This is a genomic window from Streptomyces sp. NPDC002309, from assembly GCF_053593375.1.
In genome coordinates this window covers 221,484-242,668 of record NZ_JBSFCI010000003.1, presented here as the reverse complement: position 1 = coordinate 242,668, position 21,185 = coordinate 221,484, and the positions used below count along the sequence as shown (strand labels likewise).

Sequence of the window (21,185 nt, the reverse complement as noted above, 5' to 3'; positions counted from 1 at the left end):
GCACGCCCTTGATCGAGGCGCTCGCGGTGGTTCGGGCCACGTACCCTGTTCTGTTGTGCCGAACGCCAACGATGACATCCGTGACCTGAATCAGGTGCCGCCCACCGCGACGAACGAGTCGCTGCGGATCGCGCCTGTCGCCGACGACCTCGGCCGCCGTTTCGAGGAGGCCGGGTTCTCCCTCGCGCTGGTCGGCGGGTCGGTCCGGGACGCGCTGCTCGGCCGGCTCGGCAACGACCTGGACTTCACTACGGATGCCCGCCCCGAGGACGTACTGAAGATCGTCCGGCCATGGGCGGACTCCGTGTGGGACGTGGGGATCGCCTTCGGCACGATCGGCGCGCAGAAGGACGGCTTCCAGGTCGAGGTCACCACCTACCGCTCGGAAGCGTACGACCGAACCTCGCGCAAGCCGGAGGTCTCGTACGGCGACTCCATCGAGCAGGATCTGGTCCGGCGTGACTTCACCGTGAACGCGATGGCCGTGGCACTGCCGGAGAAGACGTTCATCGACCCGCACGGCGGTCGCGACGATCTGACCGCGCGGGTGCTGCGCACTCCGGGCACTCCCGAGGAGTCCTTCTCGGACGACCCGCTGCGGATGATGCGTGCGGCGCGATTCGCGGCCCAGCTCGATTTCGAGGTGGCACCCGAGGTGGTCACGGCGATGAAGGAGATGGCCGGACGGCTGGAGATCGTCTCGGCCGAGCGGATCCGGGAGGAGCTGAACAAGCTGATCCTCTCCCGGTACCCGCGCAAGGGCTTGAGCCTGCTGGTCGACACCGGCCTCGCCGATCATGTGCTGCCGGAGCTGCCGGCCCTGCGGCTGGAGAGTGACGAGCACCACCGTCACAAGGACGTCTACGACCACACGCTGATCGTTCTGGAGCAGGCGATGGCGTTGGAGGAGGAAGGTCCCGATCTGAGCCTTCGCCTGGCCGCTCTGCTGCACGACATCGGCAAGCCGAGGACACGTCGCTTCGAGACGGACGGCCGGGTCTCGTTCCACCACCACGAGGTGGTCGGCGCGAAGATGACCAAGAAGCGGATGACGACGCTCAAGTACTCCAACGAGATGGTGAGGGACGTCTCTCGTCTGGTCGAGCTCCACCTCCGCTTCCACGGCTACGGAACCGGTGAGTGGACCGACTCCGCCGTCCGCCGCTATGTCCGGGACGCGGGGCCTCTTCTCGACCGCCTCCACAAGCTGACGCGCTCCGATTGCACTACGCGCAACAAGCGCAAGGCGACGGCGCTGTCACGGGCGTACCACGGGCTTGAAGAGCGCATCTCTCAACTCCAGGAGCAGGAGGAACTGGACTCCATCCGTCCCGACCTCGACGGCAACCAGATCATGGAGATCCTGGACGTCAAGCCGGGTCCCGCGGTCGGCCGTGCCTACAAGCACATGCTGGAGCTCCGCCTGGAGAACGGGCCGATGGAGCATCGTGCGGCGGTTGCGGCACTCAAGGAGTGGTGGGCCGAGCAGGGCTGAGGCACGGAAACCCTGCGCCCGGTCTGTGTTTCACGTGAAACACAGACCGGGCGCAGGGTCTCGAGGGCTTCTCCGGGAAGCGGAGAGGGGCGATGTTTCACGTGAAACATCGCCCCTCGGCAGATCCAGGTACTACTGGGCAGAGAGCTCTTCCAGGCAGAGCGTGAAGTCGCTGCCGCCGCCCGTCTCGGTGTACTCGCTGTACTTGGTGCGGTCGCACCCGTCTGACGTGCCGTCCTTCTTGTCGGCGACCTTGTACTCCGCCTTGGCGTCGCCGCAGTCGACGACCTCCAGGTCCGGGTCGGTGATGCTGTTCGGGTTGGAGATGCTCATGCAGTCGCCGACCGACGCCGTGTTGGCGTCGTCCCGGCTGGCTATGAACCCGCCGATCACGACGCCGGCGACCACGATGCCCACCACGATGTTCTTGATCTTCTTGAAGCCCAGCCTGCGGCGCGGCTGCTCCGGCGGGACCGGTCCGTACGGGGCGCCCTGCTGCGGGAAGCCGGGCTGCGGGGGCTGGCCCTGCGCGTACGGGTTCTGGCCTTGCGCGAAGGGGTTCTGACCCTGAGGCTGCTGGCCCTGCGCGTATGGGTTGCCCTGAGGCGGCGGCGGAGTGGTCACTTGGGGTCCCCCTGGAAATGTGGACGTGAGAAGCACGGGAAGCCCCGCGCATAAGACGCACGTAAGTTACAGCGCGGCGCTGACAACAAGGTGGCCAGGAGTGACTCTGTGTCTTTGATGTGACACTTACCGGCGTTCAAAGCGGGTCATAGCTGCCGCAACCAGCGCGTAGATGGCCGCCACCGTCAGAACGAGAGGGGCCGAGCGTCCGTCCGGTGGCAGCATCAGGGCGGCCACTCCGGCCGCCGCGACGAAGGCGACGTTGAACAGGACGTCGTAGAGCGAGAAGACACGGCCCCGGAAACCGTCGTCGACCGACGACTGCACGAGGGTGTCCGTGGAGATCTTCGCTCCCTGCGTGGTCAGGCCCAGGACGAAGGCGGCGGCGAGCGCGGGTTCGGTGGTGAAGGGCAGGCCGAGCGCGGGCTCCAGAACGGCGGCGGAAGCCGCGCAGACGGCGATCCAGCGTGCGGGGCCGAGCCACCCGGCCGCCCACGGCGTCAGGACCGCCGCCACGAAGAAGCCGGCCCCCGAAACGCCCAGTGCCAGCCCGAGCAGGGCCAGTCCGTCGTCGGTGTTCGAGCTGAAGGCATAACGGCAGAGCATCAGGAGCATGACCGTCAGGGCTCCGTAGCAGAACCGCATCAGCGTCATGGATGCCAGCGCCCAGGCGGCCTCCCGCCGTGCGGGCGCGGCGAGATGGCGAAGGCCCGCCACGAGGTCGCGCGCCGTGCCGGAGACCGCCGCCCCCAGCCGCGGGTGCACCAGTGTGCGGTCGGGGCCCAGCAGTTCGCGCCCGATGCGCAGTGACGCCAGCGCCGAGCAGAGATACAGCGCGGCTCCGACAAGGACCACGGCGGCGTCCGTGTCCGCGAGTACCAGCCGTACGAGGAAGGCGAGGCCGCCGCCTGCGGTCGCTGCGAGCGTCCCGGCCGTCGGGGAGAGGGAGTTGGCCATTACCAGGCGGTCCTCGTCAACGACACGGGGCAGCGCCGCGGACAGACCCGCGAGGACGAAGCGGTTGACGGCGGTGACGCACAGGGCGGAGACGTAGAAGAGCCAGTCCGGGACCTGGCTGACCATCAGGATGGCCGTCGCCGTGGCCAGCAGGGCGCGCAGCAGGTTGCCGTACAGAAACACCTGGCGGCGGCGCCAGCGGTCGAGCAGAACGCCGGCGAAGGGGCCCACCAGGGAGTACGGAAGGAGCAGTACCGCCATGGCCGAGGCGATCGCGACGGGTGAGGTCTGGCGCTCCGGGGAGAAGACCACGTAGGTGGCGAGGCCGACCTGGTACACGCCGTCGGCGCCCTGGGAGAGCAGCCGCACCGCGAGCAGATGCCGGAAGTTCCGGAAACGGAGCAGGACGCGTAGATCGCGTACGACGGCCATGGGCACAGCCTCACATACGGGGAGGGTCCCCGGGCACCATGCCTCGGGGACCCTCTGCCCGGCAGGGGGTGAGCTCTAGCGCTCGACCTCGCCCTTGATGAACTTCTCGACGTTCTCACGGGCCACGTCGTCGAAGTACTGCACCGGCGGGGACTTCATGAAGTAGCTCGACGCGGAGAGGATCGGGCCACCGATGCCACGGTCCTTGGCGATCTTCGCGGCGCGCAGGGCGTCGATGATGACACCGGCCGAGTTCGGGGAGTCCCAGACCTCGAGCTTGTACTCCAGGTTCAGCGGGACGTCACCGAACGCACGGCCCTCCAGGCGGACGTACGCCCACTTGCGGTCGTCGAGCCAGGCGACGTAGTCGGAGGGGCCGATGTGGACGTTCTTCTCGCCGAGGTCCCGGTCGGGGATCTGCGAGGTGACGGCCTGCGTCTTGGAGATCTTCTTGGACTCCAGGCGCTCGCGCTCGAGCATGTTCTTGAAGTCCATGTTGCCGCCGACGTTCAGCTGCATCGTGCGGTCCAGGACGACGCCGCGGTCCTCGAACAGCTTGGCCATCACGCGGTGCGTGATCGTGGCGCCGACCTGCGACTTGATGTCGTCGCCGACGATCGGGACACCGGCCTCGGTGAACTTGTCAGCCCACTCCTTGGTGCCGGCGATGAACACCGGGAGGGCGTTGACGAAGGCGACCTTGGCGTCGATGGCGCACTGGGCGTAGAACTTCGCCGCGGCCTCGGAACCGACGGGCAGGTAGCAGACGAGGACGTCGACCTGCTTGTCCTTGAGGACCTGGACGACGTCGACCGGCTCCTCGGCGGACTCCTCGATGGTCTCGCGGTAGTACTTGCCGAGACCGTCCAGGGTGTGGCCGCGCTGGACGGTCACACCCGTGCTGGGCACGTCGCAGATCTTGATGGTGTTGTTCTCGGAGGCGCCGATGGCGTCCGAGAGGTCGAGGCCGACCTTCTTCGCGTCGACATCGAACGCGGCGACGAACTCCACGTCACGGACGTGGTACTCGCCGAACTGGACGTGCATCAGGCCGGGGACCTTGGACGCCGCGTCGGCGTCCTTGTAGTACTCGACTCCCTGCACCAGCGACGCAGCGCAGTTGCCCACGCCGACGACGGCTACGCGAACCGAACCCATTCCGGTTGCTCCCTGTGTGTATTCGGTGAGGCCCTGACGGGGACCTCACGTGGCGGTGTCGTCGGGCGAATCCGGCCGGGAGGTGTCCCCGGTCCGGGGCAGGTCGCCCGACGCTCCAGATGTGGTGTCCTGCTGAGCGGACCCCCCGGTGGCGGAACCGTGCAGGTCGCGCCCGGCCCGCTCGCTCTCGATGAGCTCGTTCAGCCAGCGCACTTCGCGCTCCACGGACTCCATCCCGTGGCGCTGGAGCTCGAGCGTGTAGTCGTCGAGTCGTTCCCGGGTGCGGGCGAGGGAGGCGCGCATCTTCTCCAGGCGCTCCTCCAGCCGGCTGCGACGGCCCTCCAGCACGCGCATGCGTACATCACGGGAGGTCTGGCCGAAGAAGGCGAACCGGGCCGCGAAGGTCTCGTCCTCGTAGGCGTCCGGACCCGTCTGGGCGAGAAGCTGCTCGAAGTGCTCCTTACCTTCCGCCGTCAACCGGTAGACGATCTTGGCGCGACGACCGGCGAGCGGTGCGGCGAGGGCGTCCTCCGAGGTGTTGCCCGGCTCCTCGATCAACCAGCCGTTGGCGACCAGCGTCTTGAGGCAGGGGTAAAGCGTCCCGTAGCTGAACGCCCGGAACACACCCAGTGACGTGTTGAGCCGTTTGCGCAGCTCGTAGCCGTGCATCGGGGATTCGCGGAGCAGGCCGAGTACGGCGAACTCAAGGATGCCGGAACGACGGCTCATGGTCGCCTCCTCTCTGCCGCGATCGTGACGGCACGGTCTTTATGCCGTGCTGATGTATCGACTCGATACATCAGCACGATAGAACGCTCCCTGGAATGCGACAAGAGCGGGAATCGTGAGCGGCGTCACATCGCCGATTCGCAGGAAGCAACTTGCCTGTTTTGGGGTGAACTTCAGGACTAGGCGGGTTTTGGAGCTGCGTAGTCTGTGCGGCATGCACACCACCGGGAACCAAGTTGCCTCCGGGGGCGTCCTTGTCCCTGGTGCAGTACGGGTGAGTGAGGAACCGACCACATCCGTACTTCGGGGGGACCGGAAACCAGCCGCCGTTTCCAGGCGCGCCAGGGTGCGCCTGCCCTAGGAGTAGTCGTTCGATGAGCGAGCACCGTCGCAAACCGCAGCCGCCGCAGGGAGGCGGACGTGCCGCGGCCCGACGCGGCCAGTCCGGTTCGTCCACTGGCCGCCGAGCGGCACCGCGAGGCGCCACCGGGTCTCCTTCCGACGCGTACGCGTCGGATTCCTCTGGACCGGGAGGCGAGGAGAGGCCGTACAACGGCCGTGCCGAAGCCCGGCGCGCGGCACAGAAGAGTGGTGGCAGTCGCCGCAGAGCAGCAGACCCCGACCGGGGCGGCCGGCGCCCAGGCACGGCCGGACCCGGTCGCGGGCGCATGGATCCCGGCAAGAAGCGGATCATCGACTATCCGCGGGCCGGCCGGGACGGCTGGCGCCGCTGGACGCCCTCCTGGAAACTCGTCTCCGGTCTGTCCCTGGGCTTCTTCGGCGGCATGATCGCCGCAGCGGGCATCGGTTACGCGATGGTGGGAGTGCCTAACGTCGCCGACACGGCCACGGCGCAGAACAACGTGTACTACTGGGCCGACGGCTCCGAGATGGTGTCCACGGGCGGGGAGACGAACCGGCAGATCGTCAATCTGGCGCAGATCCCCAAGGACATGCAGTACGCCGTCATCTCCCAGGAGAACAAGACCTTCATGGAGGACAAGGGCGTCGACCCGAAGGGCATCGCCCGCGCGGTCTTCAACATGGCCCGGGGTGGCGCGACGCAGGGTGGATCCACCATCACCCAGCAGTACGTCAAGAACGCCATGCTGGACGACCAGTCGCAGACGGCCACGCGTAAGTTCAAGGAACTCTTCGTCTCCATCAAGGTGGGCACCTCCGTCTCCAAGGACGATGTCATGGAGGGCTACCTCAACACCGCGTACTACGGCCGTAGCGCCTTCGGTATCCAGGCGGCGGCCCGGGCGTACTTCAACAAGGAGGCCATCGACCTGAACGCGGGCGAGTGCGCGTTCCTGGCCGCCATGCTCAAGGGCGCCACGTACTACGACCCGGCCGGCGCCACCTCCATCGACCCTGCCGCCACGCCGGAGGGCAACAAGCGGCGGGCCCTGCGGCAGATGCAGGACACGCTGACCAAGATGGTCGAGTACGACCACCTGGACCCCGCGGAGCGCGCCAAGCACAGCACGCTCCCCAAGGTCGAGAACCCCCGGGCCAACAGGGCGCTGAGCGGTCAGATCGGTTACCTCGTCGACCTTGCCAACGGCTACCTGGTCAACCACAGCGAGGAGACCGGCGTCACCGAGCGCAAGCTCCGTGAGGGCGGCCTGTCGATCAAGACGACCTTCAACAAGAAGAAGATCGACGCGCTCGAGAAGGCTGTGAAGAAGGTCCAGAAGGCCAACATCGATCCCAAGAAGCGCCCGAAGACGGACACACACGTCCAGTTCGGTGGCGCCTCGGTGGATCCGGCGACCGGCGCCATCGTGGCCATCTACGGCGGTGAGGACGCGACCCAGCACTTCACCAACAACGCCAACGAGACCGGCGCCCAGGTCGGCTCGACGTTCAAGCCGTTCGTGCTCGCCGCGGCCATGAAGTGGGGCGTCCGCGATCCTGAGCACGGAGAGACCCAGGCCCAGGACGAACGCACCGTCGTCAGCGCCAAGAGCCTCTACAGCGGCAAGAACAAGCTCAAGATCAATAACTATGACGGGACGGTCTGGCACGACGACAAGGGCAAGGAGTGGCTGCAGGTCAACGATGGTGACGCGACCTACGGCGACGCACCGAAGTACAAGATCGACCTCCGCGAGGCGATGCGGAACTCGGTGAACTCTGCCTACGTGCAGCTCGGCATGGATGTGGGCCTGGACAAGGTGGCAGAGGTGGCTACCGACGCGGGCATCCTGAAGGACAGCCTTGCGGGCATGGACTATCCGTCGTTCTCTCTGGGTGTCTCCGACCCCAGCGCGATCCGCATGGCCGGCTCGTACGCCACCTTCGCGGCCAGCGGTACCCAGCGTGACCCGTACTCCGTGCAGAAGGTCAGCGACAAGGACGGCACGCTCTACGAGCATGAGGCGAAGGACAAGAACGCCTTCGAATCGAAGGTCGCCGACAACGTCACGGACGTCCTGAAGACCGTGGTCGAGGAGGGCACGGGCTCCAACGCCCAGCTCACGGGCCGGGAGGTGGCCGGCAAGACCGGTACGACCGATGGCAACAAGTCGGCCTGGTTCGTCGGGTACACCCCCCAGCTGTCGACCGCGATCAGCATGTTCCGGTATCCCGACGACGAGTCCATCAAGAACCGTACGTTCCTGGAGATGTACGGAACGGGTGACCAGGAATCGATCCACGGTGCCTCGTTCCCGTCCGAGATCTGGCACGACTACATGGAGGTCGCGCTCAAGGGACAGCCGGCCAAGAAATTCCCGGTCCCCGAGCCGATCGGTGAGGTGATCAACGACGAGCCGTCGCCGACGCCGACTCCGTCGGTCACTGAGACCGAGGAAGAGAGCCCGTCGCCGACTCCGACGCCCACGGAGTCCCAGATCATTCCCTCGCCCTCGCCGAGTGACACCTGCCGGCCCTTCGACTGGGACTGTGACGAGACCGGTGGCACGGGGCCGGGTGGCAACGATGTGGGTGGTACGGACGGTGGCACGACCTCGTCACCGTCGCCCTCGGAGTCCGAGGACGAGGGGAACAACAACGGAGGCGGCAACAACAACGGCGGCCAGGGCGGCCTCTTCGGAGGCCCGGACGATTAGCCGCTGAACCGCCCATCACGGGTGTTTCACGTGAAACGGGATGAGTGTTTCACGTGAAACGAGGGGCCGCCGTACCGCTCAGGTGCGGCGGCCCTCGGCGTATCCCTCGACACGTACGGCAGGATGTGCCCCATGCCCAGTGCAGAGACGACACAAGCGAGCGAGCACGCGCCGGACGTGGTGCGGCCCACCAAGGCCGACGAGGTCGCCGCGAGTGGCAGTGAGCTGATCGGCGGTCCCGTGGGGCGACGTGCCCTGCTCGGGACGTCGTGGTGGACCCCGGTGCGCGTGATCGTGCTCGTGGCGATCGGTGTGTTCGCCCTCGGGTTGGTCCAGAAGGCGCCCTGCTACAACGGAGCCTGGTTCTTCGGCGCCAGTTCGCAGTACACGCACGCGTGCTACTCGGACATCCCGCACCTGTACAGCGGGCGCGGCTTCTCCGAGGGGCTGGTGCCGTACTTCGACAGGCTCCCCGGCGATATGGAGTACCTGGAGTACCCGGTGCTGACCGGTGTCTTCATGGAGGTCGCCGCCTGGATCACGCCCGGCAGCGGCAGTATTCAGGACCAGCAGCAGTGGTACTGGATGGTCAACACCGGGATGCTGATGGTCTGCGTGGCCGTCATCGCCGTCTGTGTGACCCGGACGCACGCGCGGCGTCCCTGGGACGGTCTGCTGGTCGCCCTGGCGCCCGCCTTCGCCCTGACCGCCACCATCAACTGGGACCTGCTGGCGGTGGCCCTGACGGCAGCGGCGATGCTGATGTGGGCGCGAGGTCGCTCCGTGGCATTCGGCGTCCTCCTGGGTCTCGCCACGGCCGCCAAGCTCTATCCGCTTTTTCTGCTGGGTCCGCTGTTCGTGCTGTGCTGGCGTGCGGGCAAATGGCGGGACTTCGGCAAGGCGCTCACGGGCGCGGGCGTCGCCTGGCTGGTCGTGAACCTGCCGGTGATGTTCTTCGCCTTCGAGGGCTGGTCGAAGTTCTACACGTTCAGCCAGGAGCGGGGCGTCGACTTCGGATCCTTCTGGCTGATCCTGGTCCAGAACTCCAGCGACCCGCTCAGCACCGAGACGGTCAACACGCTCGCGACACTTCTGATGCTGCTGTGCTGCGTCGGCGTCGCGGCTCTCACCCTCACCGCGCCGCGCCGCCCGCGCTTCGCTCAGCTGGCTTTCCTGATCGTCGCCGCGTTCATCCTCACCAACAAGGTCTATTCACCGCAGTACGTGCTGTGGCTGGTCCCGCTGGCCGCGCTCGCCCGGCCCAAGTGGCGGGACTTCCTGATCTGGCAGGCGTGCGAAGTCGCGTACTTCCTGGGGATCTGGATGTACCTCGCGTACACGACCAGCGGAGACGCCCACAAGGGTCTGCCGACCGACGGCTATCACTGGGCGATCGGCGTGCACCTGATCGGAACCCTGTACCTGTGTGCCCTCGTCGTCCGCGACATCCTCATGCCGGACCGGGACGTGGTACGCCGCGATGGTGACGACGATCCGTCCGGGGGTGTGCTCGACCGGGCAGAGGACGTGTTCGTACTCGGGGCCGCGGCGCGTCCGCCGCGGCACGCGGCCCCGTTCGAAGGGCCGCAGGTGGAGTGGGGCGACGGCAAGGCGGCCGGTAGTTCACTGTGAGCGAACAGGCCTTCAGGGGGCCTGGGCCCCCGGGAGGTCGTCCGGTCGTCCGCCGGGACGGGCGCAGAGGAAAGGCCGTGCACGGAGATGCCGTGAACGGCCTTTCATGCTGTCGGGGGCGAGTCCGCCGTCAGCGGTCGACGATGCGGTCGAACTGCGTCGTGGTGTGCCGCAGATGGGCCACCAGTTCGTCACCGACCTTCGGTTCCGGGGCGTCCGAGGGCACGAACAGGATGGACACCTGCATGTGCGGGGGTTCGGCGAACCAGCGCTGCTTGCCGCCCCAGACGAACGGCGAGAGGTTCCGGTTCACCGTGGCGAGGCCGGCGCGCGCGACGCCCTTGGCGCGTGGCATGACGCCGTGCAGCGCCTTGGGGGCCTCCAGACCCACCCCGTGCGACGTACCGCCCGCCACGACCACCAGGAAGCCGTCCGAGGCAGCCTTCTGCTGCCGGTAGCCGAAGCGGTCTCCCTTGGCGACGCGGGTGACGTCCAGGACGGCGCCGCGGTACTCGGTGGCGTCATGGTCCCCCAGCCACAACCGGGTGCCGATACGGGCACGGAAACGAGTCTGCGGGAACTGCTGGCGCAGCCTGGCGAGTTCCTCGGCCTTGAGGTGGCTGACGAACATCGTGTGCAGCGGAAGCCGGGCGGCCCGCAGCCGGTCCATCCAGCCGATGACCTCCTCCACCGCGTCCGAGCCGTCGGTGCGGTCCAGCGGCAGGTGGATGGCGAAACCCTCGAGGCGCACGTTCTCGATCGCGGAGTGCAGCTGCGCCAGGTCCTGCTCGCTGATGCCGTGACGCTTCATCGAGGACATCACCTCGATGACCACGCGGGCACCCACGAGGCCGTACACGCCGTCGATCGACGAGACGGAGCGGATGACGCGGTCGGGCAGCGGCACGGGCTCCTCGCCCCGGCGGTACGGCGTCAGCACCAGCAGGTCGCCGCCGAACCAGTCCTTGATGCGCGCGGCCTCGTACGTCGTGCCGACGGCGAGGACGTCCGAGCCCAGACGGGTGGCCTCCTCCGCCAGGCGTTCGTGCCCGAAGCCGTAGCCGTTGCCCTTGCAGACCGGGACGAGACCCGGGAACTGCTCCTGCACGTGCTTGTGATGCGCCCGCCAGCGCGCGGTGTCGACGTAGAGCGTGAGCGCCATGGCCGGACCTGGAACCTTTCTCGTGGCTGCGGTGTATCAGAGGTGTGGAAGCGATCGGAGCTGTCGAGACGAACGGCGGGGGCCGCCGGTGTCGCTCAGCGGCGCGACATGTAGATGTCGAGCGCCTTGTGGAGCAGCTTGTTCAGGGGGAAGTCCCACTCGCCGAGGTACTCGGCGGCCTGGCCGCCGGTGCCGACCTTGAACTGGATCAGTCCGAAGAGGTGGTCGGACTCGTCCAGCGAGTCGGAGATGCCGCGCAGGTCGTAGACGGTGGCGCCGAGCGCGTAGGCGTCGCGCAGCATCCGCCACTGCATCGCGTTCGAGGGCCGGACCTCACGGCCGATGTTGTCCGAGGCGCCATAGGAGTACCAGACGTGCCCGCCGACGATCAGCATCGTCGCCGCGGACAGGTTCACTCCGTTGTGGCGGGCGAAGTACAGCCGCATGCGGTTGGGGTCCTCGCTGTTGAGGGCCGTCCACATGCGCTGGAAGTACGCCAGCGGCCGGGGCCGGAAGTGGTCGCGTACGGCCGTGATCTCGTACAGCCGCTGCCACTCCTCCAGGTCCTGGTATCCGCCCTGGACGACCTCGACGCCGGCCTTCTCGGCCTTCTTGATGTTGCGGCGCCACAGCTGGTTGAAGTCCTTGTGGACCTCTTCCAGGGAGCGGTTCGCCAGCGGCACCTGATAGACGTAGCGGGGCTGTACGTCACCGAAACCGGCGCCGCCGTCCTCGCCCTGCTGCCAGCCCATCCGGCGGAGCTTGTCGGCGACCTCGAAGGCGCGGGGCTCGATGAAGTCGGCCTCGATGTCCCGCAGACGCTTGACGTCGGGGTCCTGGATGCCCCTCTTGATGGACGTGGCCTCCCAGCGCCGGATGATCACCGGCGGGCCCATCTTCACGGAGAAGGCGCCCTGTTGCTTGAGGTGGGCCAGCATCGGCTGGATCCAGTCGTCCAGATTCGGCGCGAACCAGTTGATGACCGGGCCCTCGGGAAGATAGGCGAGGTAGCGCTTGATCTTGGGCAGCTGGCGGTAGAGGACCAAGCCCGCGCCGACCAGCTCGCCGGTCCGCTCGTCGAACCAGCCGAGGTTTTCCGAGCGCCACTCCGCCTTCACGTCAGCCCAGGCCGGGACCTGCATGTGGCTAGCCGAGGGCAGACTCTGGATATAGGCCAGATGCTGCTCTCGACTGATGGTCCTCAGGGTCAGGCTCATTCGGGGCGCTCCTCGGGCTGGTGTGTCCCCATGGGTTCAGGGGCTCCGGCTCTCGCGGCGAAGCCTACTGCGCCCCACGAGCGCCCTTACTGGGCGTGCACATCATTGGCCCTGGCCTGTCGCGGCCGGGCCCGGCCCGCGCCGGGCCCCGGAGGGCTCGGCGCGGTATCGGAACAGTGTGCCCGGGAGGGTCAGAACAGTCCGCCGAACAGACCACCGTGGGCCATGCCCAGGAAGAAGCCGATGGCAGAGGCACCGAGGCCCACGATCAGCCCGAAGCGTTCGCGGGTCGTCTCCGAGATCCACTGGCCGTACGCCCCGGTGAGGATTCCCACCAGGCCGGTCCAGGAGCTGATCAGATGAAGGTTGTGGAACATGGCCGTGACGAAGGAGACCACTCCGAGCAGCAAGGTCACCGCGAGCAGCGCGTCCTGAACGGGATGGGCCCGGCCGTCCGTGGCGAGAAGGGATCCGGCGGTGTTGGGTCGCAATGCCTGTGTCATGGGGCACCTCCTGCGGAAAACGGCGCATCGTAGCGCCATACACACCCGACGTGTACAGATTGACGGTCACCACGGCCGGATTTCAACCGGAAGCCGCTGTGCGGGTAGTCTGTACGGTCTGCACCGGTGTCTGCCCGGGCCATGGCAGGAAGCTCCGACAAGGACCTCCGATTGTCAGTGGTGGCCGATACCGTTGCGCACGCATCACGACCCTCCTGCCACGGAACGACCGTGGCCGCTGAGTCCAAAGGAGGTGGGTTCCACATGCGTCACTACGAGGTGATGGTCATCCTCGACCCCGATCTCGAGGAGCGCTCTGTCTCCCCGCTGATCGAGAACTTCCTTTCTGTCGTCCGTGATGGCGGCGGAAAGGTCGAGAAGGTCGACACCTGGGGCCGTCGTCGTCTCTCGTACGAGATCAAGAAGAAGCCTGAGGGCATCTACTCGGTCATCGACCTGCAGGCCGAGCCTGCGGTCGTCAAGGAGCTCGACCGCCAGATGAACCTGAACGAGTCGGTCCTCCGGACCAAGGTCCTCCGTCCCGAGACCCACTGAGCTTCCGCTCAGCTGATCCCGGGATTCGAGTAGCAACACCAGCAGCCAGCAGCAAACCCGCCGAGAGGTTCCCCCATGGCAGGCGAGACCGTCATCACGGTCATCGGCAATCTTGTCGATGACCCCGAGCTGCGCTTCACCCCTTCCGGTGCGGCGGTCGCGAAGTTCCGTGTCGCGTCCACGCCCCGCACCTTCGACCGTCAGACCAACGAGTGGAAGGACGGCGAGAGCCTGTTCCTGACCTGCTCGGTCTGGCGTCAGGCGGCGGAGAATGTCGCCGAGTCGCTCCAGCGAGGCATGCGCGTCGTCGTGCAGGGCCGGCTGAAGCAGCGGTCCTACGAGGACCGTGAGGGAGTCAAGCGCACGGTCTTCGAGCTGGACGTCGAGGAAGTCGGCCCCAGCCTGCGCAACGCCACGGCCAAGGTCACCAAGACCGCCGGCCGGGGTGGCCAGGGCGGTGGCGGTGGCGGCCAGCAGGGTGGCGGCGGCTGGGGCGGTGGCCCCGGTGGCGGTCAGCAGGCCGGCGGCGCTCCTGCCGACGACCCCTGGGCGACCGGCGCTCCCGCCGGTGGCAACCAGGGCGGTGGCGGCGGCTGGGGCGGCGGCTCCGGCGGCAGCGGTGGCGGCTACTCGGACGAGCCCCCCTTCTAAGCCTCACGGCTGAAGGTGGGCCCACCCACACTTCTTGATCACACAGGAGAATCACCATGGCGAAGCCGCCTGTGCGCAAGCCGAAGAAGAAGGTCTGCGCTTTCTGCAAGGACAAGGTCACGTACGTGGACTACAAGGACACGAACATGCTGCGGAAGTTCATTTCCGACCGCGGCAAGATCCGTGCCCGCCGCGTGACCGGCAACTGCACGCAGCACCAGCGTGACGTCGCCACGGCCGTGAAGAACAGCCGTGAGATGGCGCTGCTGCCCTACACGTCCACCGCGCGATAAGGGAAGGGTGACCTACTCATGAAGATCATCCTCACCCACGAGGTCTCCGGCCTCGGTGCCGCGGGCGACGTCGTCGACGTCAAGGACGGTTACGCTCGCAACTACCTGATCCCGCGGAAGTTCGCTATCCGCTGGACCAAGGGTGGCGAGAAGGACGTCGAGCAGATCCGTCGTGCTCGCAAGATCCACGAGATCCAGACCATCGAGCAGGCCAACCAGGTGAAGGCCCAGCTCGAGGGAGTCAAGGTTCGTCTGGCCGTTCGCTCCGGCGACGCCGGTCGTCTCTTCGGTTCCGTCACCCCGGCCGACGTCGCCTCGGCGATCAAGGCTGCCGGTGGCCCCGAGGTCGACAAGCGCCGCATCGAGCTCGGTTCGCCGATCAAGACGCTGGGCGCTCACGAGACGTCCGTGCGTCTGCACCCCGAGGTTGCCGCCAAGGTCAACATCGAGGTCGTCGCCGGCTGAGTGCCGTGCTTGCTGAAGCAGTGAGTGGGGCCGCATCCTTCGGGGTGCGGCCCCACTCGTGTCTTGCGGGTTTGTTGTGGCTGCTTCTCGGTCGGGTGGGGAGCACAGGACCGAACGGGCGCCCGCTCTGGGCGTTTCACGTGAAACATCGGCAATCGGCACTGTTTTGGCAATCAGCGCTGTTTCACGTGAAACGCCGAAGCGAGTACAACTCCGCTGCCGGTGTTGCCCCCGACGGCTTGATCAGCGGGTAGCGCCCGTGACGAGCCAGTGACCCGAGCGGGTGCGCAGCCACAGTGTGAGCAGGCGGACCGTCATCATCAAGGTCATGGCCACCCAGAGTCCGGTGAGTCCGCCGCCGAGGGTGGGCACAAGAAGCGCAACGGGAGTGAAGACCGCCAAGGTCAGGATCATCGCCCAGGCGAGGTAAGGGCCGTCGCCGGCGCCCATCAGTACGCCGTCCAGAACGAAGACGACTCCGCAGATCGGTTGGGAGAGGGCAACCACCAGCAGAGCCGGGAAGGCAGCGTCCTTCACGGTGGAGTCACCGGTGAACAGTGGCAGGAGGGCAGGGCGGGACACGATGACGAGAGCACCGAGGACGAGGCCGACCACGATGCCCCACTGGACCATGCGGCGGCAGACATCACGTGCTCCCTTGGGGTCCTCGGCGCCGAGGTAGCGCCCGATGATGGCCTGCCCGGCGATCGCGATGGCGTCGAGGGCGAAGGCCATCAGGCTCCACAGGGAGAGGACGATCTGGTGGGCGGCTATGTCGGCATCGCCAAGTCGGGCCGCGACGGCTGTCGCGATCATCAGGATCGCGCGCAGTGAGAGTGTGCGGACCAGCAGCGGTGCCCCGGCCTGCGCCGAGGCTCTGATGCCGGCGGCGTCCGGTCGTAGCGAGGCGCCGTTTCTGTGGGCACCACGCACGACGACCGCCAGATAGACGGCTGCCATGGCGCACTGGGCGATGACGGTGCCCCAGGCGGAGCCGGCGATGCCGAAGCCGGCGCCGTAGACGAGGAGCACATTGAGGACTCCGTTGGCGACGAAGCCTCCGACGGCGACGTAGAGGGGTGTCCTTGTGTCCTGCAGGCCACGCAGAACGCCGGTAGCGGCGAGGACGACGAGCATGGCGGGGATGCCCAGGGAAGAGATCCGCAGGTAGGTGATCGCGTAAGGCGCCGCAGTGTCCGAAGCCCCGAAGAGTTCCACGAGGAACGGTGCCGAGGGCAGCACCAGGGCGATGACGCCGGCGCCGAGCAGCAACGCCAGCCAGATGCCGTCCATGCCCTGGCGGATCGCGGCCGGCAGGTCACCGGCGCCGACTCGACGGGCCACGGCTGCCGTGGTGGCGTAGGCGAGGAAGACGAAGATACTGACGGCGGTCGTAAGGAGTGCCGAGGCGATGCCCAGTCCGGCGAGTTGGGCGGTGCCGAGGTGGCCGACGATCGCACTGTCGGCCAGGATGAACAGGGGCTCGGCGACCAGCGCGCCGAAGGCGGGGACGGCCAGCGAGACGATCTCTCGATCGTGATGTCGCCGAGCGGCCCGGGAGGTCGCGGGAGCCTGTGTCATGGCCACCAATCTAATCTTCCACAGGTAAGAGATGCAATTGGCTTGCGACCCTTACCTCTCTCGTCGCGGAGAGTAGTGTCGTGCACTGTTCGAAGGGATCTTGGGCCGACTGGGGAAGTTTTTCTTCTGCACAGCCAGTGGACGGGAAAGTCGCAGGTCAGAGGCTGTGGTACCCGGATGGTGCGGGCTTGTTCACAGGCCTGTCCACCGCGTCGTGCACAGGTTTCGCGGAGTTCTCCACAGCATCGGGGCCGTCGTCCACATGGCCTGTGGATAACCAGATTGGCTGACGGTGCCCGGGGGCCTAACGTGGTCCGGCGCCCGCTCCTCCGCCGGCTCGTGGAACCGTCACAAAACCGACGCGCCAGAACCGGAGCCGGGCCTCTTAGTTGTCGGTGCCGTGCCGTAGAAAAGAGTGGCATGGCGAGGTCCGCTCGGCGGACGGGAGGAGGTCGCTCGGTGAGCATTTCCGAGCCCTTGGACGACCCGTGGGCCGAGAGCGGACCCAGCGATCGTCTGCCCTCCCGCCGTCGTCCGGACAGTGGTCGAAGCCGGGAGGAACAGCACGAGCGGGGCCGGGAGAGCGATTCGTGGGACGGTGGAGGTTCGTCCTTCGAACGGGTCCCGCCGCAGGATCTCGACGCCGAGCAGTCCGTGTTGGGCGGCATGCTGCTGTCCAAGGACGCCATCGCCGACGTCGTGGAGATCCTCAAGGGACACGACTTCTACAAGCCGGCGCACGAGACGATCTACCAGGCGATCCTCGACATCTATGCCAAGGGGGAGCCGGCCGACCCCATCACCATCGCCGCGGAGCTCACCAAGCGCGGCGAGATCAACAAGGTCGGCGGAGCGTCGTATCTGCACACGCTCGTCCAGACGGTGCCGACCGCGGCGAACGCCGAGTACTACGCGGAGATCGTCCACGAACGGGCCGTCCTGCGCCGCCTCGTGGAGGCCGGCACCCGCATCACACAGATGGGATACGCGGCCGACGACGACGTCGACGAGATCGTCAACCGCGCTCAGGCCGAGATCTACGCCGTCACCGAGCAGCGCACCAGCGAGGACTATCTGCCGCTCGGCGACATCATGGAGGGCGCGCTCGACGAGATCGAGGCGATCGGTTCTCGCACCGGCGAGATGACCGGTGTGCCCACGGGTTTCACCGACTTCGACTCGCTCACCAACGGTCTGCATCCAGGGCAGATGATCGTCATCGCCGCGCGTCCCGCGATGGGTAAGTCCACGCTGGCCCTGGACTTCGCCCGGGCCGCATCGATCAAGAACAACCTGCCGAGCGTCATCTTCTCCCTCGAAATGGGACGCAACGAGATCGCGATGCGTCTGCTGTCCGCCGAAGCCCGCGTCGCGCTGCATCACATGCGCTCCGGCACGATGACCGACGAGGACTGGACGCGGCTGGCACGCCGGATGCCGGACGTCTCCGCCGCCCCCCTCTACATCGACGACTCCCCGAACTTGTCGATGATGGAGATCCGGGCCAAGTGCCGCCGCCTCAAGCAGCGCAACGACCTCAGGTTGGTCGTCATCGACTATCTCCAGCTGATGCAGTCCGGTGGTTCCAAGCGGGCCGAGAGCCGTCAGCAGGAGGTCTCGGACATGTCCCGAAACCTCAAGCTGCTGGCCAAGGAGCTGGAGGTGCCGGTCATCGCGCTCTCCCAGCTGAACCGTGGTCCCGAGCAGCGCACCGACAAGAAGCCCATGGTCTCCGACCTGCGTGAATCCGGCTCTATCGAGCAGGACGCCGACATGGTCATCCTGCTGCACCGCGAGGACGCCTACGAGAAGGAGTCGCCCCGCGCGGGTGAGGCGGATCTGATCGTCGCCAAGCACCGAAACGGCCCGACGGCAACGATCACGGTGGCCTTCCAGGGCCACTACTCCCGCTTCGTGGACATGGCGCAGACCTGATCCCCCGAAGCCGCTCCCTCTTCGCCCGTTCACGGGCGTCAAAGACCCAGTCGAACTCGTCGGAGCGCGGAGCAAGGACGTAGCTTCCGTGCCCCGGCCGCACACCCGGTGCCGTGCGTGGGGAAATGTGCTCGACGTCTGTCGCGCGGGCGGATGGACTGGGGGCATGAACACATCTCAGGATGAGCTGCTGCCCGGTACACGCAGGGCGTTGCTCCACCGTCTCGCCATGGCCCAGTCCGAAGGGCGGGCCCCGTCGATGGTCGCGGCCGTCGTGCGGGACGGTCGTGCCGTATGGCACGGTGCCCGCTCCTCGGTGGACGGCGAGCTGCCGGACGAGGACGTCCAGTACCGGATCGGTTCGATCACCAAGACATTCACTGCGGTTCTCGTGATGCGGCTGCGTGACCAGGGTCTCCTCGACCTCGGTGACCGGCTGGAGAAGCATCTGCCGGGGACGAGCGCCGGCGAGGCCACCGTCGCCGAACTGCTGGCGCACACCAGCGGGCTGGCCGCCGAGTCCCCCGCGCCGTGGTGGGAGCGCAGCCCGGGGTCGCTGCGCCCGGAGCTGTCCGACGTTCTCGGTGAGCGTCCCTTCCTGCATCCGTCCGGGCGGCGTTTCCACTACTCGAACCCGGGCTACACGCTGCTGGGAGCGCTTGTCGAGAGGCTGCGTGGTGCCCCCTGGGAGGAGGTACTGCGCCGTGAGGTACTCGAGCCACTCGGTCTGCATCGGACGAGTGGGCAGCCGTCCGCGCCGCACGCGAGCGGCTGGGCGGTGCATCCCTGGGCCGATGTGCTGTTGCCGGAACCCGCCGAGGATCTGGGCAGGATGGCTCCCGCCGGGCAGCTCTGGTCGACCACCGGCGACCTGGCACGGTTCGCCGTGTTCCTGGCGCAGGGCGACGAGCGGGTGCTGAGCGCGGAGACGGTGCGGGAGATGCGGGCGCCCGCGGCGCCTGCCGAAGCCGCTGATCTTGCCGAGGGGGCGTCGTACGGACTGGGGTTGCAGATCCAGCACCAGTACGGCCGGCTGCTCGTGGGCCACTCGGGCTCACTGCCGGGCTTCCTCGCGAATCTGACCCTCGGCGTGGCGGACGACGTCGCGGCGGTGGTGCTCGCCAACTGCACCTCCGGTCCGTTCCTGTCCATGGTGGGTGCCGACCTCGTGCGCATCGTCGCCGAGGCCGAGCCGCGGATTCCCGAACCCTGGCGACCTCTGCGTGAAGTCGACCCGTCCGTACTGGAGTTGGCGGGCCAGTGGTACTGGGGGACGTACGCTTTCGGGCTGCGCCTGACGGGTGGCGGCGGGGTCTCGCTGGAGCCGCTGTCCGGGAAGGGGCGTGGCGCGCGCTTCCGGTGCAACGGGGACGGCACCTGGACAGGGCTGGAGGGCTATTACGCCGGAGAGCTGTTGAGGCCCGCACGGCGGGCCGACGGGTCGCTGAGCCACCTGGACCTCGGGTCGTTCGTTTTCGCCCGCCAGCCGTACGAGGAGGCGGCACAAGTGCCGGGTGGAGTGGATCCGGAGGGCTGGCGGGGGATCGGCTAGAGATCCGCGTCCAAGACGGATGACGAAGGGCCATGTTTCACGTGAAACATGGCCCTTCGTCATACCTTGCCGGATCCCGGCGATGTGCCTCACCGATGCGGGGGTGCACGGGAGGCGGAGGCGGGTGACGCGTGTGTCCGTCCGGACTGTGTACCAGAGCCTCAGAACTGGAGCTTGAAACCGACGTGGGACGCCGTGAAACCGAGCCGTTCGTAGAAGCGATGGGCGTCCACACGGGAGGTGTCGGACGTCAGCTGGACCAACTGGCAGCCCTGGCGGCGGGATTCCTCGACGGCCCACTCGATGAGCTGCGTGCCGAGGCCGCTGCCTCGCTCGTCGCCGTGGATCCTGACGCCCTCGATGATCGACCGGGTGGCTCCGCGCCGGGTGAGCCCGGGAATGATCGTGAGTTGAAGCGTGCCGACGACCCGCTCCTGCCGAAGAGCGACGACGAGGTGCTGGTTCGGGTCGCCCTGGAGCCGCTCCAGGGCGGCCCGGTACGGGATCAGGTCGTCCGGTGATTCGCGTTGTGCACCCAGGGGGTCGTCGGCGAGCATGCCGACGATCACGGGGAGGTCGTCCGTGACCGCGGCTCGTATTTCAAGGTCTCCCATGCTCGCACCCTATGCGGGCAGGTTGACCGACTCCACGACCCGGACCAGCGGGGCCAACTCCGGGATCTTGGCCGCCTCGTCGAGCGCCTCGCGCAGGGCGGCGTCGTTGGTCGGCCGCGCCTCCTCCAGCAGCCTCAGGCCCGAGTCGGTCACGTCGGTGTAGATGCCGCGTCGGTCGGTGGGGCACAGGTACCGCTCCAGGAGACCGCGGTCCTCGAGACGGGTCACCAGTCGGGTGGTGGCGCTCTGGCTGAGGACGACCGCGTCGGAGACCTGCTTCATCTGCAGATGCCCGCCCTCGCCGTCGTGCTGACGGCTGAGCACGTCGAGCAGCGAGTACTCGCGCACGCTCAGGCCGTGCCGGGCCTGTAGAGCGCGCTCGATGTGCGCCTCGATCCTCCCGTGCAGCAGGGAGAGGGCGCACCAGCCCTGAGCGAGGGCGGTGAGCGCGGGATCCGTAGCTGTCATGGGTTCCTCCGTCCCGGAGCGGCTGACTCCAGGATAGGGCAAGCGCGCATAGTCGACGGTTGCATATAGCCCGCGTCTGCAA

19 protein-coding genes are annotated in these 21,185 nt (G+C 67.4%); 9 read left to right on the top strand and 10 right to left on the bottom strand.

Annotation, left to right across the window (positions count from 1 at the left end; translation table 11 throughout):
- Positions 1 to 55: 55 nt before the first annotated feature.
- Positions 56 to 1,495: a CCA tRNA nucleotidyltransferase gene (locus ACWCPM_RS04140; RefSeq protein ID WP_450974577.1), complete on the top strand. Its 1,440-nt coding sequence runs from the start codon at positions 56 to 58 to the stop codon at positions 1,493 to 1,495.
- A gap of 132 nt (positions 1,496 to 1,627) precedes the next feature.
- On the opposite strand, the gene ACWCPM_RS04135 is transcribed toward ACWCPM_RS04140, so the two are convergent.
- The 4 genes from ACWCPM_RS04135 to ACWCPM_RS04120 form a co-directional block, all read right to left on the bottom strand.
- Complete coding sequence (locus ACWCPM_RS04135; protein ID WP_450974576.1) at positions 1,628 to 2,119, bottom strand: LppU/SCO3897 family protein; 492 nt, start codon at positions 2,117 to 2,119, stop codon at positions 1,628 to 1,630.
- Between the two features lie 126 nt (positions 2,120 to 2,245).
- A complete protein-coding gene (locus ACWCPM_RS04130; protein WP_450974575.1) occupies positions 2,246 to 3,508 on the bottom strand; it encodes an MFS transporter in 1,263 nt (420 codons plus the stop codon).
- Between the two features lie 75 nt (positions 3,509 to 3,583).
- Complete coding sequence (locus ACWCPM_RS04125; RefSeq protein WP_450974574.1) at positions 3,584 to 4,666, bottom strand: inositol-3-phosphate synthase; 1,083 nt, start codon at positions 4,664 to 4,666, stop codon at positions 3,584 to 3,586.
- Between the two features lie 45 nt (positions 4,667 to 4,711).
- The gene (locus tag ACWCPM_RS04120) at positions 4,712 to 5,395 is read right to left on the bottom strand and encodes a helix-turn-helix transcriptional regulator (RefSeq protein WP_450974573.1); all 684 of its coding nucleotides are present in this window, start codon (positions 5,393 to 5,395) and stop codon (positions 4,712 to 4,714) included.
- 374 nt (positions 5,396 to 5,769) lie between these two features.
- On the opposite strand from ACWCPM_RS04120, the gene ACWCPM_RS04115 reads away from it, so the two are divergent.
- Together ACWCPM_RS04115 and ACWCPM_RS04110 are read left to right on the top strand one after the other, a co-directional pair.
- Positions 5,770 to 8,475 carry a transglycosylase domain-containing protein gene (locus ACWCPM_RS04115; protein ID WP_450974572.1) on the top strand — a complete coding sequence of 902 codons (2,706 nt, stop codon included), beginning with the start codon at positions 5,770 to 5,772 and terminating at the stop codon, positions 8,473 to 8,475.
- A 132-nt stretch (positions 8,476 to 8,607) separates the two neighbouring features.
- The gene (locus tag ACWCPM_RS04110) at positions 8,608 to 10,107 is read left to right on the top strand and encodes a glycosyltransferase family 87 protein (RefSeq protein WP_450974571.1); all 1,500 of its coding nucleotides are present in this window, start codon (positions 8,608 to 8,610) and stop codon (positions 10,105 to 10,107) included.
- Positions 10,108 to 10,237: 130 nt separating this feature from the next.
- Here the strand turns inward: ACWCPM_RS04110 and ACWCPM_RS04105 are convergent, their stop codons facing one another.
- The 3 genes from ACWCPM_RS04105 to ACWCPM_RS04095 all read right to left on the bottom strand — a co-directional run bounded on the left by ACWCPM_RS04105 (position 10,238) and on the right by ACWCPM_RS04095 (position 12,989).
- Positions 10,238 to 11,269 carry an alanine racemase gene (locus ACWCPM_RS04105; protein ID WP_450974570.1) on the bottom strand — a complete coding sequence of 344 codons (1,032 nt, stop codon included), beginning with the start codon at positions 11,267 to 11,269 and terminating at the stop codon, positions 10,238 to 10,240.
- A 95-nt stretch (positions 11,270 to 11,364) separates the two neighbouring features.
- The gene (gene femX / locus ACWCPM_RS04100; RefSeq protein ID WP_450974569.1) at positions 11,365 to 12,486 is read right to left on the bottom strand and encodes a peptidoglycan bridge formation glycyltransferase FemX; all 1,122 of its coding nucleotides are present in this window, start codon (positions 12,484 to 12,486) and stop codon (positions 11,365 to 11,367) included.
- A gap of 191 nt (positions 12,487 to 12,677) precedes the next feature.
- A complete protein-coding gene (locus ACWCPM_RS04095) occupies positions 12,678 to 12,989 on the bottom strand; it encodes a hypothetical protein (protein ID WP_450974568.1) in 312 nt (103 codons plus the stop codon).
- Between the two features lie 264 nt (positions 12,990 to 13,253).
- On the opposite strand from ACWCPM_RS04095, the gene rpsF reads away from it, so the two are divergent.
- The 4 genes from rpsF to rplI all read left to right on the top strand — a co-directional run bounded on the left by rpsF (position 13,254) and on the right by rplI (position 14,953).
- Positions 13,254 to 13,544, top strand: a complete 291-nt coding sequence (rpsF, locus tag ACWCPM_RS04090) for a 30S ribosomal protein S6 (protein WP_019324683.1) — start codon at positions 13,254 to 13,256, stop codon at positions 13,542 to 13,544.
- A 75-nt stretch (positions 13,545 to 13,619) separates the two neighbouring features.
- Positions 13,620 to 14,195 carry a single-stranded DNA-binding protein gene (locus ACWCPM_RS04085; protein WP_450974567.1) on the top strand — a complete coding sequence of 192 codons (576 nt, stop codon included), beginning with the start codon at positions 13,620 to 13,622 and terminating at the stop codon, positions 14,193 to 14,195.
- A 56-nt stretch (positions 14,196 to 14,251) separates the two neighbouring features.
- Positions 14,252 to 14,488 (top strand): 30S ribosomal protein S18, encoded by a 237-nt coding sequence (gene rpsR / locus ACWCPM_RS04080; RefSeq protein ID WP_003949403.1) that lies wholly within the window; start codon positions 14,252 to 14,254, stop codon positions 14,486 to 14,488.
- An 18-nt stretch (positions 14,489 to 14,506) separates the two neighbouring features.
- A complete protein-coding gene (gene rplI / locus ACWCPM_RS04075) occupies positions 14,507 to 14,953 on the top strand; it encodes a 50S ribosomal protein L9 (protein ID WP_450974566.1) in 447 nt (148 codons plus the stop codon).
- Positions 14,954 to 15,196: 243 nt separating this feature from the next.
- Here rplI and ACWCPM_RS04070 read toward each other — a convergent pair whose 3' ends face one another.
- The gene (locus ACWCPM_RS04070; RefSeq protein ID WP_450974565.1) at positions 15,197 to 16,534 is read right to left on the bottom strand and encodes an MATE family efflux transporter; all 1,338 of its coding nucleotides are present in this window, start codon (positions 16,532 to 16,534) and stop codon (positions 15,197 to 15,199) included.
- Between the two features lie 459 nt (positions 16,535 to 16,993).
- Between ACWCPM_RS04070 and dnaB the strand changes: the two genes are divergently transcribed.
- Positions 16,994 to 18,469, top strand: a complete 1,476-nt coding sequence (gene dnaB, locus ACWCPM_RS04065; RefSeq protein ID WP_450974564.1) for a replicative DNA helicase — start codon at positions 16,994 to 16,996, stop codon at positions 18,467 to 18,469.
- A 166-nt stretch (positions 18,470 to 18,635) separates the two neighbouring features.
- Positions 18,636 to 20,021 (top strand): serine hydrolase domain-containing protein, encoded by a 1,386-nt coding sequence (locus ACWCPM_RS04060; RefSeq protein WP_450974563.1) that lies wholly within the window; start codon positions 18,636 to 18,638, stop codon positions 20,019 to 20,021.
- A gap of 161 nt (positions 20,022 to 20,182) precedes the next feature.
- On the opposite strand, the gene ACWCPM_RS04055 is transcribed toward ACWCPM_RS04060, so the two are convergent.
- Positions 20,183 to 20,635, bottom strand: coding sequence for an N-acetyltransferase family protein (locus ACWCPM_RS04055; RefSeq protein ID WP_450974562.1), 453 nt, complete (start codon positions 20,633 to 20,635; stop codon positions 20,183 to 20,185).
- Between the two features lie 9 nt (positions 20,636 to 20,644).
- Positions 20,645 to 21,103 carry a MarR family winged helix-turn-helix transcriptional regulator gene (locus tag ACWCPM_RS04050; RefSeq protein ID WP_450974561.1) on the bottom strand — a complete coding sequence of 153 codons (459 nt, stop codon included), beginning with the start codon at positions 21,101 to 21,103 and terminating at the stop codon, positions 20,645 to 20,647.
- Between the last annotated feature and the right edge of the window lie 82 nt (positions 21,104 to 21,185).